Genomic DNA, 14,055 nt, shown 5'->3' with positions numbered 1-14,055 from the left:
AACCACAACTGAACAGCTCGCTACGGATGCACGACCACGCCCACCCGTCACCGGCGGAAGGAGGAAGCGGCAGCAGGAGCGCGCACGCGACCACGCACCGCGCGGCCACGCGACCGCGCCCGAACAACAACAGCGACAGCACTCAGAAGATGTCCGGGCACCACGGTCGCCTGGACGTACGCAGCAGGGCGTCGGCCTGACGGGCGGCGCCCGCTCGTCCTTCCCGGACCCGGCCCAGCGCAGCGAGCCGCACCGCCGACTCGTCGCCGAGCCACAGCGTCGCCAGGTCCGCGACGTCCAGGGAGAGATCCGGGTCCTCGGTGGTCGGCGCACAGGTGCCGGAGCCGTCCGCCGACGCCTCCAGCCGGTACCGTCCACCGGCCAGTCCGCCCGCGTCGGCCACCTCCAGCACCAGCGGCCCCGCCGCCCCGTACGTCCGCGCCTCCAGCGCCCGGACGACATCGAGGATGCGCACCCACAGCCAGTCGGCCTGTGTGGTGACGGCGGCGGCGCGCGGGTCGGGCAGGAAGTGCGGGAGCAGGTCGTCGGGGGCCCGGTAGCCGGTCCGGACCGCGACCACCCAGTCGATCGAGCAGAGGTACCGCCACAGCGCCCGCTCGGCGGCCGGGGTCACCCCGGTCAGCCACTTCACCCGGACCGTGTTCAACGGCTGCTTGCCGTCGCCCCACTTGCCGTCCGTGGTGTAGGCGGCCATGCCCTCGACCTCGCCGCCGGCCGAGCGGTGGATCACGTAGTACGGCTCGTGGAACGTCGCGTGGGAGCGCACGGCGCCGGTGGTGGTCCTCCACCACAGCTCGTCGCGGCTCACCGCGCCCGGCTGGGACCGGCGCAGCCGCTCGTGCAGTCCGGGGCCGTGCTTGCGGACGTCCTCGGCGTCCGCCAGGTCGATGCGGCCGCCGTCCTCCGGGCCCGCCCAGCGCGGGTCGAGCCCGGCGCGCGGCACGTCGACCGTCCACTCGGTGGTCCAGGTGGCCGGGCCGAAGCCGTACCGCCCGTAGATCGGGTACTCGGCGGCGATCAGCGTGGCGACGACGTCCCCCCGCTCCTTCGCCGCGGCGAGGTCCTGGGCCATCATCCGGGTCAGCAGCCCGCGCCGGCGGTGGGTCGGGGAGACGGTGACGTTGGTGACCGCGTCGGCCGGCACGACCGCCCCGCCGGCCACCGTGAGCTCCTGCGCGAAGGAGCGGAAGGTGGCGACGCAGCGCCCGCCGTCGAAGGCGCCCACCGAGCGGCCGGGCGTGAACTGCGCCCGACGCGCGTCGAGCACCTCCTCGGGCGTGGTCGGCTCGTGCAGGAAACCGATGTTCATGGCCCGGTTCCAGTCGGCGAACTCGGACTCGTCGATGGGGCGCACGTCGATGTCGGCACGGGAGGTCATGGGGCCACGTTAGGTCGGTCTCGCGGCGGGTGTCGACGCGGTTTCCCGGGCCTCGGACCTCACACCAGCAGGTCGTCGACCTGCGCCTCCCCCTCCCGGTACCGCCGGGTGATCTCCGCCCCGCACGCGTCGGCGGTGCGCTGCAGCCGCTGCCGCCGCCGCGACACCTGCTGCTCGTACCCCGTCAGCCGGGCCATCGCCGTGTGCAGCTCGCCGTCCGTGCGCGCGCCCAGGTCGGACAGCTCCACCTCGCCGAGCATCTCGGCGGCCAGCCGCCGGTACTCCTCGCCGCGCGGCGTGCCCAGCGTGAGGTGGCGGGCGGAGGACCGGTGGCGTGCCGGGGTGTCGCGCAGGATCTCCGGCAGCCGCTGCACGACGGAGGTCTCCCCCGGCGCGACGGCCGCGGGCGCCCCCGCCGGCAGGTCGCGCCGGGCCAGCTCCGCGCGCAGGATGTCGATCCGCCCCTGCAGCAGCCGCCGTACGTAGCTGAGGTCGGCCTCGTCGCGCTGCGCGTCCCGCCGTGTCGCGCGCAGCTCCGCCAGGCTCAGCCCGGTCAGACCGTCCTCCGTCCCGTCCCCGGGCAGCGCGGGGCTGTCCGTGCGTTGCGTGGGCGGCCGGCGGAACTCCCGTTCCCCCGCGCCCTCTTGGGTCAACGCGACAGCCGCAGACGGCTGCCCGGTCCCCGGTGTGCTCATGTGCCTCAACCGTCCCCTCGACCGGCATGTGCCAGCATGGTGCCACCCTGAGCGGCCGCAATGTATCCGAGTGGCCCCGATCCGCCCCAGATGGGCGCTAAGGAGTAAAAATAGCCCGACCGGGTCGTCCCGCGGGCCGCCGTCGGTCGTCTGTTCGCGGACCGGCATCATGGGCGTATGCGTGCGGTGGTGCAGAGGGTGGACGGCGCGAGCGTCGTCGTGGACGGCGAGACCGTGGGGGAGATCGAGGGCGAGGGTCTGTGCGTCCTGGTCGGCGTCACCCACGAGGACACCGAGGAGAAGGCGGCGCAGCTCGCCCGCAAACTGTGGTCGGTCCGGATGCTGAAGGACGAGAAGTCCTGCAGCGACGTCGGCGCCCCGCTCCTGGTGATCAGCCAGTTCACCCTCTACGGAGACGCCCGTAAGGGCCGCCGCCCCACCTGGAACGCGGCCGCCCCCGGCGACCTCGCCGAGCCGCTGGTCGACGAGGTGGTGGCGCAGCTGCGCGCGCTGGGCGCGACGGTGGCGACGGGCCGGTTCGGCGCGCAGATGCGGGTGTCGCTGACGAACGACGGCCCGTTCACCGTGCTGCTGGAGATGTGAGCTCCGCGTCCTGAGCCGCGCGGGTCAGGGTTCGACGACGGTCTCCTGCGCGGCGGCCGTGTCGCCGGCGAGCAGCCGGGCGTCCACCGGGACGTTCCGCTTCACCAGCGCGAGAGCGACCGGGCCCAGCTCGTGGTGGCGTACGGAGGTCGTGATGAAGCCGATCCTCCGGCCGTCCGGGCCGTCGTCCGCGAGGCGCAGCTCGGTGCCCGGCGCGGGCAGGTGCACCTCGCTGCCGTCCAGGTGCAGGAAGACCAGCCGACGCGGCGGCTTGCCCAGGTTCTGCACCCGGGCGACCGTCTCCTGGCCCCGGTAGCAGCCCTTCTGCAGATGCACGGCGGAACCGATCCAGCCCAGCTCGTGCGGGATGGTGCGGTGGTCGGTCTCGAAGCCGAGCCGCGGCCGGTGCTGCTCGACCCGCAGCGCCTCGTGGGCGAGGAGTCCGGCGGCCGGTCCCGCCTTCCGCGCGTACGCCTCCAGGTCACCGCGGGGCAGGAACAGGTCCCTGCCGTACGGCGTCTCGCGCACCACCGCGCCCTCCGGCACCTCGGCGATGGACCCGGCGGGCAGGTGCACCACCGCGATGTCCTCGGTGCGGTCGGCGACCTCGACCCGGTAGAAGAACTTCATCGACTCCAGGTACGCGATCAGCGCCTCCTGGGTGCCGGGCTCGACGTGCGCCCAGGTCGTCCCGCCGTCGTCGACCAGGTAGAGCGCGTGCTCGATGTGGCCGTTGGCGGACAGGATCAGCGCCTCGGTGGCCTGGTGCGGCGGCAGCTCCTGGACGTGCTGGGTGAGGAGCAGGTGGAGCCAGCCGAGCCGCTCGGGTCCGGAGACGGTGACGACCCCGCGGTGGGACAGGTCGACGAAGCCGGTGCCGTCGGCGAGGGCGCGCTGCTCGCGGAACAGGTCGCCGTAGTGGGCGGCCACGCCTTCGTCCACGCCCTCGGCGGGGACGGCGCCGGGCAGGGTCAGCAGAGGGCTTTTCATACGCCTAGCCTACGACTCGGCAGGTGACGCCTTCAGGGAGCAGTCCTGGCACCGGCCGAAGATCGCGAAGTGCTTCATGTCGGTGTCGAAGCCGAAGACGTCCCGCAGCTTCTCCGTGAACTCGGCGGCCACCTCCACGTCCGCCTCGATCACCTTGGTGCAGTCCCGGCAGACCAGGTGCAGGTGGTGGTGGCGGTCGGCGAGGTGGTAGGTCGGCGCGCCGTGCCCGAGGTGGGCGTGGCTGACCAGGCCCAGCTCCTCCAGCAGTTCCAGCGTGCGGTACACGGTGGAGATGTTGACCCCCGACGCCGTCTTCCTCACTTCCACGAGGATGTCGTCGGGGGTCGCGTGCTCCAGGGTGTCGACGGCTTCGAGCACGAGCTGGCGCTGGGGCGTCAGCCGGTAGCCGCGCTGCCTGAGGTCGCTCTTCCAGTCGGTGCTCACCACACCACGAGTCTAGGGCCTGGCCCCCGAAGCGTTCGGGGGCCGGGCCGACCGGGTCCGGACGCGTCCGGTGCGGCCTACTTGAAGAACGCGATGCCGTCGTCCGGCAGGTCGTCGGGCAGGGCCTTGGCCCAGCGCTCGACCTCCTCCGGGGTGACGACCTTCTTCAGGTGCGCCGACATGTAGGGACGCAGCTCCACCTCGGGGGTCTGCTTCTCGCCGACCCACATCAGGTCGCTCTTGACGTAGCCGTACAGCCGCTTGCCGCCGGTGTACGGGCCGGAGGCGGCCGTGCGCGCGACGGCGTCGGTCACCAGGTCGATCTGCGGCTTCTTGTCGGCCATCTCGCCGTACCAGACCTCGACGACGCCGTCGTCGCGGACCATGGTCACCTCGACCTTGCGGTCGGCGTCGATGCGCCAGTAGCCGTGCTCCGACTCCAGCGGGCGGACCTTGTTGCCGTCGCCGTCGAGCACCCAGGTGCGCGAGGAGTACTCCAGGAAGTCCCGCCCGTCATGGGTGAAGGTGACCTCCTGGCCGAAGTTGCACTTCTCGGCGCCGGGGAAGTCGTGCACGCCCGCACCCGCCCAGTTGCCGAGCAGGAACGCGAGCGGGACGAGGTCCTTGTGCAGGTCGGACGGAATTTCGATCATGAGCGGAACTTCCTGGCGTCGGTGATCAGCGCTGGCCCTGGTACAGCTTCTTCACGGTCAGCCCGGCGAAGGCGAGAACGCCGACGGCGACGAGGACCAGCAGAATTTCGAAGAAGAGGATCACGGGGTGCTCCTTGAGCGGGGGTGCGAGGGTGTGCACAGGACCGGCCCCCAGCTTACGCGGCGGGGGACGGCACCCGTCGTGGGAGGTGGTCCCCTGACTACCATGCGGTCATGGCGAAGAAGCTCGTGATCAAGGTGACCGCCGGGGCCGACGCACCCGAGCGCTGTTCTCAGGCGTTCACGGTGGCCGCGGTGGCGGCGGCCAGCGGCGTCGAGGTGTCCCTGTGGCTCACCGGGGAGTCGGCGTGGTTCGCGCTGCCGGGGCGGGCCGCCGAGTTCGACCTCCCGCACGCCGCTCCGCTGCCCGATCTGCTGGACTCCGTCCTCGCGGCCGGCCGGGTCACGCTGTGCACCCAGTGCGCGGCCCGCCGGGACATCACGGAGCAGGACGTCCTCGAGGGCGTGCGGATCGCGGGCGCGCAGGTCTTCGTGCAGGAGGCCATGACGGACGGCGTCCAGGCGCTCGTGTACTGACGGGCCTACCGGGGCCCCTTCTTCCCGTCCAGCTCGTCCCACCACTCGTCGGACTGCGGGTCGCCCGAGGGGGCGTCCCACCAGCGGTCCTCGGGGCCCCGCCGGTTGGCGACCACCGCGGCGACCGGCGGGATCACCATGGCGACCAGGCACATCGCCACGGCGGCCGGCACCGACCAGAGCCGTACGACGCCCCAGGCCAGGACGAACAGCCCGATGCAGCCGCCCATCAGCACGAAGTAGGCGTGGCGCCTGCGCGCGTACATGTCTCCAGCGTAGATCCGGACATGCCGAAGGGCCGCGTCCTCGAGGACGCGGCCCTTCGTACGAGCCTCGCTCAGACCGCGATCGCGACCTCGGCCAGGCCGCCCTGCTGGGCGACGACCGTGCGGTCGGCGGTGCCGCCGGGCACCAGGGCGCGGACGGTCCAGGTGCCCTCCGCCGCGTAGAAGCGGAACTGTCCGGTCGCGGAGGTCGGGACCTCCGCGGTGAACTCGCCGGTCGAGTCGAGCAGGCGGACGTACCCCGTCACCGGCTCGCCGTCGCGGGTCACCTGACCCTGGATGGTGGTCTCACCGGGCTTGATCGTCGAGGCGTCCGGGCCGCCGGCCTTCGCACCGCACATGTCTTAACTCCTGAAGGGGTCGGGAGGGTTACTTGCCGGGGCCGAGCTCGATCGGCACGCCGACGAGGGAGCCGTACTCGGTCCAGGAGCCGTCGTAGTTCTTGACGTTCTCCACGCCGAGCAGCTCGTGCAGCACGAACCAGGTCAGCGCGGAGCGCTCACCGATGCGGCAGTAGGCGATGGTGTCCTTGGCCAGGTCGACGTCCTCGGCGGCGTAGAGCTCCTTGAGCTCCTCGTCCGACTTGAAGGTGCCGTCGTCGTTGGCGTTCTTGGACCACGGGATGTTCTTGGCGCTCGGCACGTGGCCCGGGCGCTGCGACTGCTCCTGCGGCAGGTGGGCCGGGGCGAGCAGCTTGCCGGAGAACTCGTCGGGCGAGCGCACGTCGACCAGGTTCTGCGCGCCGATGGCGGCCACGACGTCGTCGCGGAAGGCACGGATGGACGTGTCCTGCGGCGTGGCCTTGTACTCGGTCCTCGGCCGCTCCGGCACCTCGTCGCCGGGGACCAGCTCGCGGGCGTCGAGCTCCCACTTCTTGCGGCCGCCGTCGAGGAGCTTGACGTTCTCGTGGCCGTACAGCTTGAAGTACCAGTACGCGTACGAGGCGAACCAGTTGTTGTTGCCGCCGTAGAGGACGACCGTGTGGTCGTTGGCGATGCCCTTGTCGGACAGGAGCTTCTCGAAGCCGGCCTGGTCGATGAAGTCACGGCGGACCGGGTCCTGCAGGTCCTGGGTCCAGTCGATCCGGATGGCGTTCTTGATGTGGTTCTTGTCGTAGGCGGACGTGTCCTCGTCCACCTCGACGATCACGATGGTCGGGTCGTCCAGGTGCTCCTGGAGCCAATCGGCGTCGATCAGGACGTCGCTGCGGGCCATGCTGTTCTCCTCCGGGGCAGGTGCGGGGGGCGTGCGGGTACGAGGGTGCGTACGCGCCCGGACCGGGGCGGCGCACGGGTCCCCTCGACGGGAATGCGGACGGAAGACGCGTCCGCTCAGAAAGTGCGACAGAGCATGGCGGCGACACGGCACAGGTCCACTGCCCGCCGCTTCGTGAGATCCGCCTGTCCCCTCGAACGGAGGACGCTCGTCTGACACTGCATGGGGACGATCGTAGGGACGGACCGGTGCCCCTGTCACCGACGTGTCGCATGCTGAGACGAGATCGTCCACGGGTCGATACCATGACCGGAAAAACCGCCCGCCGCACCGGGACCGCGTCCACCGTCCACGCCGTCCCATCTGTCCAGCGGACGTCTCCGTCTCGCCCACCGGACACCCGTCACCCGGCCAGCCGCACGTCCGTCCCCGTCACCGTGACGTCCACGCCGTCCGCGGCCGCCTGCACCTTCTCCAGCCGGATCCCGCCCGGCAGCCCGTCGATGCTCTGCTCGAAGTCGGTGATCCGCCGCACTCGCGACTCGGCGGCCTCCACCCCGCCCAGCACCGGCAGCGCGTCGGCCCGCACGCGCACCGTGTTCCCGTCGACGACGGTCACCGAGCTGAGCACGGGCACCGGCCCGGGCAGCTTCTTGCCGAACACGGTGGCCTCCAGCGTGACCTCGATCTTCCCGTTCCCCCCGTCGGACAGCGCCACCACCTCGGCGGTGATGCCGGGCGCCACCTGCCGGGGCTCGGCCTTCGCGGCCTTCAGCAGCTCGTCGTAGGCCAGGGTCGCCGTACCGGTGGCGCTGTCCGCGACGGCGGAGCCGAAGTCACCGGAGAACTCGACGCCCCGCAGATCGGCCCGCAGATCGGCGATCCGGATCGTCCCGCTTCCCTCCCCGGTGCCGGCCTCGTAGTCCGAGATACCGACCCGCACCTCGTCGAACGAGCCGCCGAGCACCTGGGTGAGGAAGGGGAAGCCCGTGATGTCCACGTCGGGGGTGGAGGCCAGGCCCTCGGTGGCCCGGAGGCGGTCGGCGACCTCGCCCTCGGCGACGTGAACGGCGACGCGGTCGACGGCGACGAAGATGCCGCCGAGTATCACGGCGATGACGAGCAGTGTTCGCAGTGCGCGCATGCGGAGTTCCCCACCTGACGTGTGCCCGGCGACCGGCGGCCGCCCTCACGCGAGCGTAATGCGGGGACCGTGGGGGAGCGGAGGATTGTGGATCACCTGTGACAGGGACGCCTCAGACCCGCTCGACGCGAGGCACGAAAGCCCACGGAGGGCCGGGCCGGCGCACACCATGCACGGTGGTGCGGGCGCGCGCGGCGGGGAGGGGACGGGGGCGGAGCGGGCGCCCGCACAGCGGCCGGCGCGTCCCCGCCCCCGGCATCGGGCGGCCTCAGGCGAACAGGCGGCCCAGGACGTGGACGGCCGGACCCGCCGCTGCCAGAGGCAGGGCGACGCCCGCTGTGAAGTGGACGAAGCGGGACGGGTAGTCGTAGCCGGCCACCCGGTGGCCGATCAGCGCGCAGACCGCCGCCCCGGCCCCCGTCAGGGCCCCGTCCGTCGACATCCCGCCGGCCACGTATCCCGCACCGGCCGCCGCCGCCAGCGCGACCACCACCGACGCCGCCGTCGCCACCGGCAGCGCCCGCGCGACCATCGCCGCCGCCACCGCGACCGCCCCCACGACCACCGCGTCCGCGTCCGCCGCGAGGTAACCGCCCGCCGCGATCGCCAGCGCCGCCGCGACCACCGTCGCCATCAGGCCGTACATCCGCTCGTCGGGGTCCGCGTGCGACCGCAGCTGCAGCGCCAGCGACAGCAGCACCCACACTCCCAGCGCCCCCAGGATCGCCGCGGGCGACCGGTCCGCGACCAGCATCGCCGCGTCCGCGACCAGCGCCCCCAGGAACCCGAGGGCGATGCCCTGCCGCGCCGGCCACATCCCGTTGAGCCGGAACCACCCCGCCGCGGTCACGCCCTGCAGCACCACCAGCGGCACGAGCAGCGCGTACGTCCCCAGCGCGGCCCCGCCGGCCAGCAGCAGACCGAGCACCGCCGTCAGCACCGCGGGCTGCATCCCGGGCTCGATGATCGGCGACCGTCCCTCGGCCCGAGCCCGCTGCGCGTCGGTCACGCGGGAGTTCCCGGCGAGGGTGGCCGGACCGTATTCGGGCTCGCCCTCCCCCACCGGAGCGGGCTCCGGCGCCTGCGCGGGAGCAGCCGCAGGAGCGGTCGCGGGAGCAACCGCGGGGGCGATCCCCTGCGGAGGCAGACAGGACGTCTCCTCAGCCGCCGCCACCGGCGGCTGCATCTGCGTCTCCCACGTCTGCCCCTGCCACTGCTGCGTGTGCTGCTGGTCCACGTACGGATCGTCGTACTGCTGCCCCGGCCACGCCTGCGGCTGGGACTGCGGCTGCTGGTAAGGCGCGTACGGATCCGGCGCCCCGTAGGTCCCGTAGGTCCCGTGAGTCCCGTGAGTCCCGTGAGTCCCGTAGGCCCCGTGGCCCTCCGGAGCCTCATAGTCCCCCTGGCCCCCGGGAACCTCGTGCCCCCCGTGGCCATGGCCCTCATGGCCCCCGTACGACCCGTACGGCTGGTTCGTCATCCCTCACCCTCCTGCGAACGGCGGAAGCACCTCGACCGTGCCGCCGTCGGCCAGCCGTACCGTCTCATGCGCGCGCTTTCCCACGGGATCACCGTCGACGAGGAACGAGCACCTCAGCAGCACGCGAGTGAGCTCGCCGGGATGCCGTTCGCGCACGGCGGCGAGCGCGTCGGCGAGCGTGCCCGCCTCGTACGGCTCCTCGGCCACCCCCGCCGCGGCCTTGGCGGCGGCCCAGTACCGCACCGTGACCTTTGCCATCTGCTGGTTCCTCGATCGGTTGACGGTGAACACGGTCAGGCTAGCCCGCCCGGGCGGCCGCCCAGTCCCCGATGCGCCCCAGCAGCGGCTCGGGCGCCGCGTTCTCCGCGTGCCCCATGCCGTGCTCGACCCACAGCTCCCCGTGCTCCCCGGCGGCATCCGCCAGCATCCGGGGATGGTCGAGCGGGAAGTAGGCGTCCCGGTCCCCGTGCACGACCAGCAGCGGCGTCGGCGCGATCCGGGGGACGGCCTCGACGGGGGACAGCGGCACGGGGTCCCACTGCCGGTGGTGGATGCGGGTGCGCAGCCCGTACCGCCCGACCAGCCGCCCGGAGGGCCGCGTCACCAGCCAGTGCAGCCGCCGCATGGGCGGGGTCCCCCGGTAGAACCAGCGCGCCGGCGCGCTCACCGAGACGACGGCGTCCACCCCGCCGGCCTCCAGCGCGGCGTGCCGCAGCACCACCGAGCCGCCCATGGAGAACCCCACGGTCACCACCCGTGTGTGCCCCAGCTCCCGCGCCCACCCGACCGCCGCGGCGAGGTCGAGCACCTCACGGTCGCCCACGGTGGAGTGTCCGCCGGACCGCCCGTGCCCCCGGAAGGAGAACGTGACGACGGCGCCGTACCGCGCGAGGACCCGTGCGACGCGCCGCACGTGGGGCCGGTCCGCGTCCCCGGTGAACCCGTGCGCGACCACGAGAGCGAGCCCCGGGGAATCATCCCGGACCCCCTTCCCGTCACCGTTCCCGGAACCTTTTCCGGAACCGTTCGGTGAACCGCCCTCTCCCCGTTCGTATACGGAATCGATCGCCACGCCGTCCGCCGTGCGCAAGAACGTCCGCATCGACGCACCACCCTGCGTGACACTCCGCGTCCCGGGATGTGGACCCGTGGTGGATCGCGCCACATGACCTGCCGCATCGGTGCCCATGTCAGCTATTCTGCTGCGAAGAGGACTCGGGCAGTGAAGCCCCCGGGTCCTTTTGTGCTTTCGGAAGCGTTGTATACGAAGGCGGGAAACCGCCCGGTGTACGGGCCGTCGAACGCACGCGGCAAGGCCGTGAACTCCCCCGCTGCCTCCATGGCGCGGGAGGTGCCCCATCGCAGGGACCCAGGAGGAACCAGACGTTATGGGCGAGCGAACCGTGCACGAACGCAGGACGGCCGCGTTCCGGGAAACCACGATCCGAGCAGGTGAGACGACCCGATGAGTTCCCTGCTGCTCCTGACCAACGCGCTCCAGCCGTCGACGGAGGTGCTCCCCGCCCTCGGTCTGCTCCTGCACAACGTCCGGGTGGCGCCCGCGGAGGGCCCGGCGCTGGTGGACACCCCCGGCGCCGACGTGATCCTCGTCGACGGCCGCCGCGATCTTCCCCAGGTCCGCAGCCTGTGCCAGCTGCTGCGCTCCACGGGCCCCGGCTGCCCGCTGCTGCTGGTGGTGACCGAGGGGGGCCTGGCCGCGGTCACCGCGGACTGGGGCATCGACGACGTGCTGCTGGACACCGCCGGCCCCGCGGAGGTCGAGGCACGGCTGCGCCTGGCGACGGGCCGCCGGCAGATCGTCGACGACGACTCGCCGATGGAGATCCGCAACGGCGACCTCTCCGTGGACGAGGCGACCTACTCCGCGAAGCTCAAGGGCCGGGTCCTGGACCTGACCTTCAAGGAGTTCGAGCTGCTCAAGTACCTCGCGCAGCACCCCGGCCGGGTCTTCACCCGCGCCCAGCTGCTCCAGGAGGTCTGGGGCTACGACTACTTCGGCGGCACCCGTACGGTCGATGTGCACGTGCGGCGTCTGCGCGCCAAGCTCGGCCCGGAGCACGAGTCGCTGATCGGCACCGTGCGGAACGTCGGTTACCGATTCGTTACGCCGGAGCGGGGGGAGCGCGCGTCCGAGGAGGCCAGGGCGAAGGGCGCCCGGCAAAAAACGGCGGAAGCGGACGAGACGGCCACACGGGACGCCGACGCCCTCCGGGCGAAGGCCTGACGGCCGCACGCCTGAGCGTCGCGTGCGCGCACACGAGCCGTTCCCCCCGGTTCACCACCTCCGGCACGCCCTGCCCGGAGGGAATATATCCGCGTAGACTCCGCGCGTGGCCAAGGTAACCAGGGATGACGTGGCGCGACTGGCGGGGACGTCCACCGCCGTCGTCAGCTATGTCATCAACAACGGACCCCGGCCGGTCGCCCCGGCCACGCGCGAGCGGGTGCTCGCAGCGATCAAGGAACTGGGGTACCGGCCCGACCGCGTCGCCCAGGCGATGGCGTCCCGGCGCACGGACCTCATAGGCCTGATCGTGCCGGACGCCCGCCAGCCGTTCTTCGGGGAGATGGCGCACGCGGTCGAACAGGCCGCGTCCGAGCGCGGGAAGATGGTGCTGGTCGGCAACTCCGACTACATCGGCGAGCGCGAGGTCCACTATCTGCGCGCCTTCCTCGGCATGCGGGTCTCGGGGCTGATCCTGGTCAGCCACGCGCTGAACGACCTGGCCGCCGCGGAGATCGAGGCGTGGGACGCCCGGGTGGTGCTGCTGCACGAGCGGCCGGAGGCGTTCGACGACGTCGCCGTCGTCACCGACGACATCGGCGGCGCCCAGCTCGCCGTGCGCCACCTGCTGGAGCACGGCTACGAGTACGTCGCCTGCGTCGGCGGCACCGCGGAGACCCCCGCCGTCGGCGACCCGGTCTCCGACCACGTCGAGGGCTGGCGGCGCGCGATGGAGGAGGCCGGCACCGCCACCGAGGGCCGGCTCTTCGAGGCCCCGTACAACCGCTACGACGCCTACCGGGTCGCCCTGGACATCCTGTCGGGGCCGCGGCGGCCGCCCGCGATCTTCTGCTCCACGGACGACCAGGCCATCGGTGTGCTGCGCGCCGCCCGGGAGCTGCGCATCGACGTGCCGGGCGAGCTGGCGGTCGCCGGGTTCGACGACATCAAGGAGGCGGCGCTCGCCGACCCGCCGCTGACCACGGTCGCCTCCGACCGTCCGGCGATGGCCCGTGCGGCGGTGGACCTGGTGCTCGACGACGGCCTGCGGGTGGCGGGCTCGCGCCGGGAACGTTTCAAGATCTTCCCGTCCCGCCTGGTGGTCCGCCAGTCCTGCGGCTGTTCCTAGCCCCCGGGGTCCGGGGGCCGGCCGGGACCCGTCGCACCGGATCTGCGGCCGCGCCGGGTCTCATACCGGGCATACGCACTTCTGCCGGACTTCTCAGCGAGGACTCAGGCAGCTCTCATCGACGGGCGGGACGCTCAGGAGCATGAGCGAGAACTCCCGCCCGAGCGGCGCCCCCGAGTACGGCCCGTCCCAGGTGAACCCCGAGTGGCCGCCCCCGTCGGCCTACGCGCCCCCGGCCCCGCGGCCCGCGGACGGCCCCGCCGCCGCGGCCCCGGCGCACCGGCGGAACCGGGGCCCGGCCAAGCTGCTGGTCGCCGTGGCGATCGTCGCCGCCGCGATCGGCGGTACCACCGCCTACGGAGTGCAGGAGCTGGCCGGCGGCTCCACCACCGGCGTCAGCGCGTCCTCCGCCGCCGGGACCGACGTGGTGCCGGCGTCCCTCGAGGGGACGGTGGCCGGGGTCGCCGAGGCGGTCGGCCCGAGCATCGTGGAGATCACGGCCGCCTCGTCGTCCGGTTCGGCCACCGGGTCCGGTGTGATCGTCACCGAGGACGGCGAGGTCGTCACCAACCACCACGTGGTGGCCGGCGCCTCCCGGATCCAGGTGCGCACCGACGACGGCAGGACCTACGACGCACGGATCGTCGGCACCGACAGCAGCAAGGACCTGGCGCTGATCGAGCTGGAGGACGCCTCCGGCCTGAAGGCCGCCACGCTCGGCGACTCCGACGGCGTGCGGGTCGGCGACCAGGTCGTCGCGATCGGCTCCCCCGAGGGCCTGACCGGCACGGTGACCAGCGGCATCGTCTCCGCCCTCGACCGTGACGTCACGGTGTCCACGGACGAGAGCCAGGGGCAGCGCGACGGCGGGTGGCCGTTCGAGTACGGCGGCCGGCAGTTCAACGGCGACACCGGCGACTCCACGACCACGTACCAGGCCATCCAGACCGACGCCTCGCTGAACCCGGGCAACTCCGGCGGCGCGCTGATCGACATGAACGGCGCCGTCATCGGCATCAACTCCGCGATGTACGCGCCGAGCGGCGCCGAGTCCTCCGCCGCGGGCAGCGTGGGGCTGGGCTTCGCCATCCCGGTGAACACGCTCAAGGCGGACCTGCCGGACCTGCGGGCCGGTGCGACGAACTGACGCACCGGACGGGAAACGTGCGACGCTGAG

The 14,055-nt window shown here is 72.6% G+C and carries 18 protein-coding genes; 5 read left to right on the top strand and 13 right to left on the bottom strand.

The window, feature by feature from the left end; genetic code table 11:
• Positions 1-142: 142 nt before the first annotated feature.
• Positions 143-1,399, bottom strand: coding sequence for a GNAT family N-acetyltransferase (locus ACIQ8B_RS08030; protein WP_403546110.1), 1,257 nt, complete (start codon positions 1,397-1,399; stop codon positions 143-145).
• A 59-nt stretch (positions 1,400-1,458) separates the two neighbouring features.
• Positions 1,459-2,094 (bottom strand): aerial mycelium formation protein, encoded by a 636-nt coding sequence (locus ACIQ8B_RS08025; RefSeq protein ID WP_403546108.1) that lies wholly within the window; start codon positions 2,092-2,094, stop codon positions 1,459-1,461.
• 177 nt (positions 2,095-2,271) lie between these two features.
• Between ACIQ8B_RS08025 and dtd the strand changes: the two genes are divergently transcribed.
• Positions 2,272-2,697 carry a D-aminoacyl-tRNA deacylase gene (dtd, locus tag ACIQ8B_RS08020; RefSeq protein ID WP_290001706.1) on the top strand — a complete coding sequence of 142 codons (426 nt, stop codon included), beginning with the start codon at positions 2,272-2,274 and terminating at the stop codon, positions 2,695-2,697.
• 24 nt (positions 2,698-2,721) lie between these two features.
• Here the strand turns inward: dtd and ACIQ8B_RS08015 are convergent, their stop codons facing one another.
• The 3 genes from ACIQ8B_RS08015 to ACIQ8B_RS08005 all read right to left on the bottom strand — a co-directional run bounded on the left by ACIQ8B_RS08015 (position 2,722) and on the right by ACIQ8B_RS08005 (position 4,784).
• On the bottom strand, positions 2,722-3,687 hold the full coding sequence (locus ACIQ8B_RS08015) for a folate-binding protein YgfZ (RefSeq protein WP_106413589.1): 966 nt from the start codon (positions 3,685-3,687) through the stop codon (positions 2,722-2,724).
• A 9-nt stretch (positions 3,688-3,696) separates the two neighbouring features.
• Positions 3,697-4,134 carry a Fur family transcriptional regulator gene (locus tag ACIQ8B_RS08010; RefSeq protein ID WP_106413588.1) on the bottom strand — a complete coding sequence of 146 codons (438 nt, stop codon included), beginning with the start codon at positions 4,132-4,134 and terminating at the stop codon, positions 3,697-3,699.
• A gap of 74 nt (positions 4,135-4,208) precedes the next feature.
• The gene (locus ACIQ8B_RS08005; RefSeq protein ID WP_403546105.1) at positions 4,209-4,784 is read right to left on the bottom strand and encodes an FABP family protein; all 576 of its coding nucleotides are present in this window, start codon (positions 4,782-4,784) and stop codon (positions 4,209-4,211) included.
• Positions 4,785-5,018: 234 nt separating this feature from the next.
• Here ACIQ8B_RS08005 and ACIQ8B_RS08000 point away from each other — a divergent pair, with 234 nt between their 5' ends.
• Positions 5,019-5,381: a DsrE family protein gene (locus ACIQ8B_RS08000; RefSeq protein ID WP_290001723.1), complete on the top strand. Its 363-nt coding sequence runs from the start codon at positions 5,019-5,021 to the stop codon at positions 5,379-5,381.
• A 5-nt stretch (positions 5,382-5,386) separates the two neighbouring features.
• On the opposite strand, the gene ACIQ8B_RS07995 is transcribed toward ACIQ8B_RS08000, so the two are convergent.
• From ACIQ8B_RS07995 to ACIQ8B_RS07960, 8 genes are all read right to left on the bottom strand, one after another.
• Positions 5,387-5,647 (bottom strand): DUF3099 domain-containing protein, encoded by a 261-nt coding sequence (locus ACIQ8B_RS07995; RefSeq protein WP_106413583.1) that lies wholly within the window; start codon positions 5,645-5,647, stop codon positions 5,387-5,389.
• Between the two features lie 71 nt (positions 5,648-5,718).
• A complete protein-coding gene (locus tag ACIQ8B_RS07990; protein WP_004986406.1) occupies positions 5,719-6,006 on the bottom strand; it encodes a DUF1416 domain-containing protein in 288 nt (95 codons plus the stop codon).
• 28 nt (positions 6,007-6,034) lie between these two features.
• Positions 6,035-6,880 (bottom strand): sulfurtransferase, encoded by an 846-nt coding sequence (locus ACIQ8B_RS07985; RefSeq protein ID WP_403546102.1) that lies wholly within the window; start codon positions 6,878-6,880, stop codon positions 6,035-6,037.
• 116 nt (positions 6,881-6,996) lie between these two features.
• On the bottom strand, positions 6,997-7,104 hold the full coding sequence (locus ACIQ8B_RS07980) for a putative leader peptide (RefSeq protein ID WP_351998383.1): 108 nt from the start codon (positions 7,102-7,104) through the stop codon (positions 6,997-6,999).
• 179 nt (positions 7,105-7,283) lie between these two features.
• A complete protein-coding gene (locus tag ACIQ8B_RS07975; protein WP_106413581.1) occupies positions 7,284-8,024 on the bottom strand; it encodes a DUF2993 domain-containing protein in 741 nt (246 codons plus the stop codon).
• A gap of 268 nt (positions 8,025-8,292) precedes the next feature.
• Positions 8,293-9,504 (bottom strand): hypothetical protein, encoded by a 1,212-nt coding sequence (locus ACIQ8B_RS07970; RefSeq protein WP_403546100.1) that lies wholly within the window; start codon positions 9,502-9,504, stop codon positions 8,293-8,295.
• Positions 9,505-9,507: 3 nt separating this feature from the next.
• On the bottom strand, positions 9,508-9,762 hold the full coding sequence (locus ACIQ8B_RS07965) for a MoaD/ThiS family protein (RefSeq protein WP_106413580.1): 255 nt from the start codon (positions 9,760-9,762) through the stop codon (positions 9,508-9,510).
• A 40-nt stretch (positions 9,763-9,802) separates the two neighbouring features.
• Positions 9,803-10,693, bottom strand: coding sequence for an alpha/beta hydrolase (locus ACIQ8B_RS07960; RefSeq protein ID WP_290001744.1), 891 nt, complete (start codon positions 10,691-10,693; stop codon positions 9,803-9,805).
• Between the two features lie 276 nt (positions 10,694-10,969).
• Here ACIQ8B_RS07960 and ACIQ8B_RS07955 point away from each other — a divergent pair, with 276 nt between their 5' ends.
• The 3 genes from ACIQ8B_RS07955 (at position 10,970) to ACIQ8B_RS07945 (ending at position 14,025) form a co-directional block, all read left to right on the top strand.
• Positions 10,970-11,749, top strand: coding sequence for a winged-helix domain-containing protein (locus ACIQ8B_RS07955; protein ID WP_403546097.1), 780 nt, complete (start codon positions 10,970-10,972; stop codon positions 11,747-11,749).
• A gap of 106 nt (positions 11,750-11,855) precedes the next feature.
• Positions 11,856-12,878 carry a LacI family DNA-binding transcriptional regulator gene (locus ACIQ8B_RS07950; protein ID WP_403546095.1) on the top strand — a complete coding sequence of 341 codons (1,023 nt, stop codon included), beginning with the start codon at positions 11,856-11,858 and terminating at the stop codon, positions 12,876-12,878.
• Between the two features lie 142 nt (positions 12,879-13,020).
• Positions 13,021-14,025 carry a S1C family serine protease gene (locus ACIQ8B_RS07945; RefSeq protein WP_403546093.1) on the top strand — a complete coding sequence of 335 codons (1,005 nt, stop codon included), beginning with the start codon at positions 13,021-13,023 and terminating at the stop codon, positions 14,023-14,025.
• Positions 14,026-14,055 lie beyond the last annotated feature (30 nt).

It is taken from the genome of Streptomyces sp. NPDC096105 (assembly GCF_044763335.1).
Taxonomy (GTDB): domain Bacteria; phylum Actinomycetota; class Actinomycetes; order Streptomycetales; family Streptomycetaceae; genus Streptomyces.
This window is presented reverse-complemented; position numbering and strand designations above follow the sequence as displayed.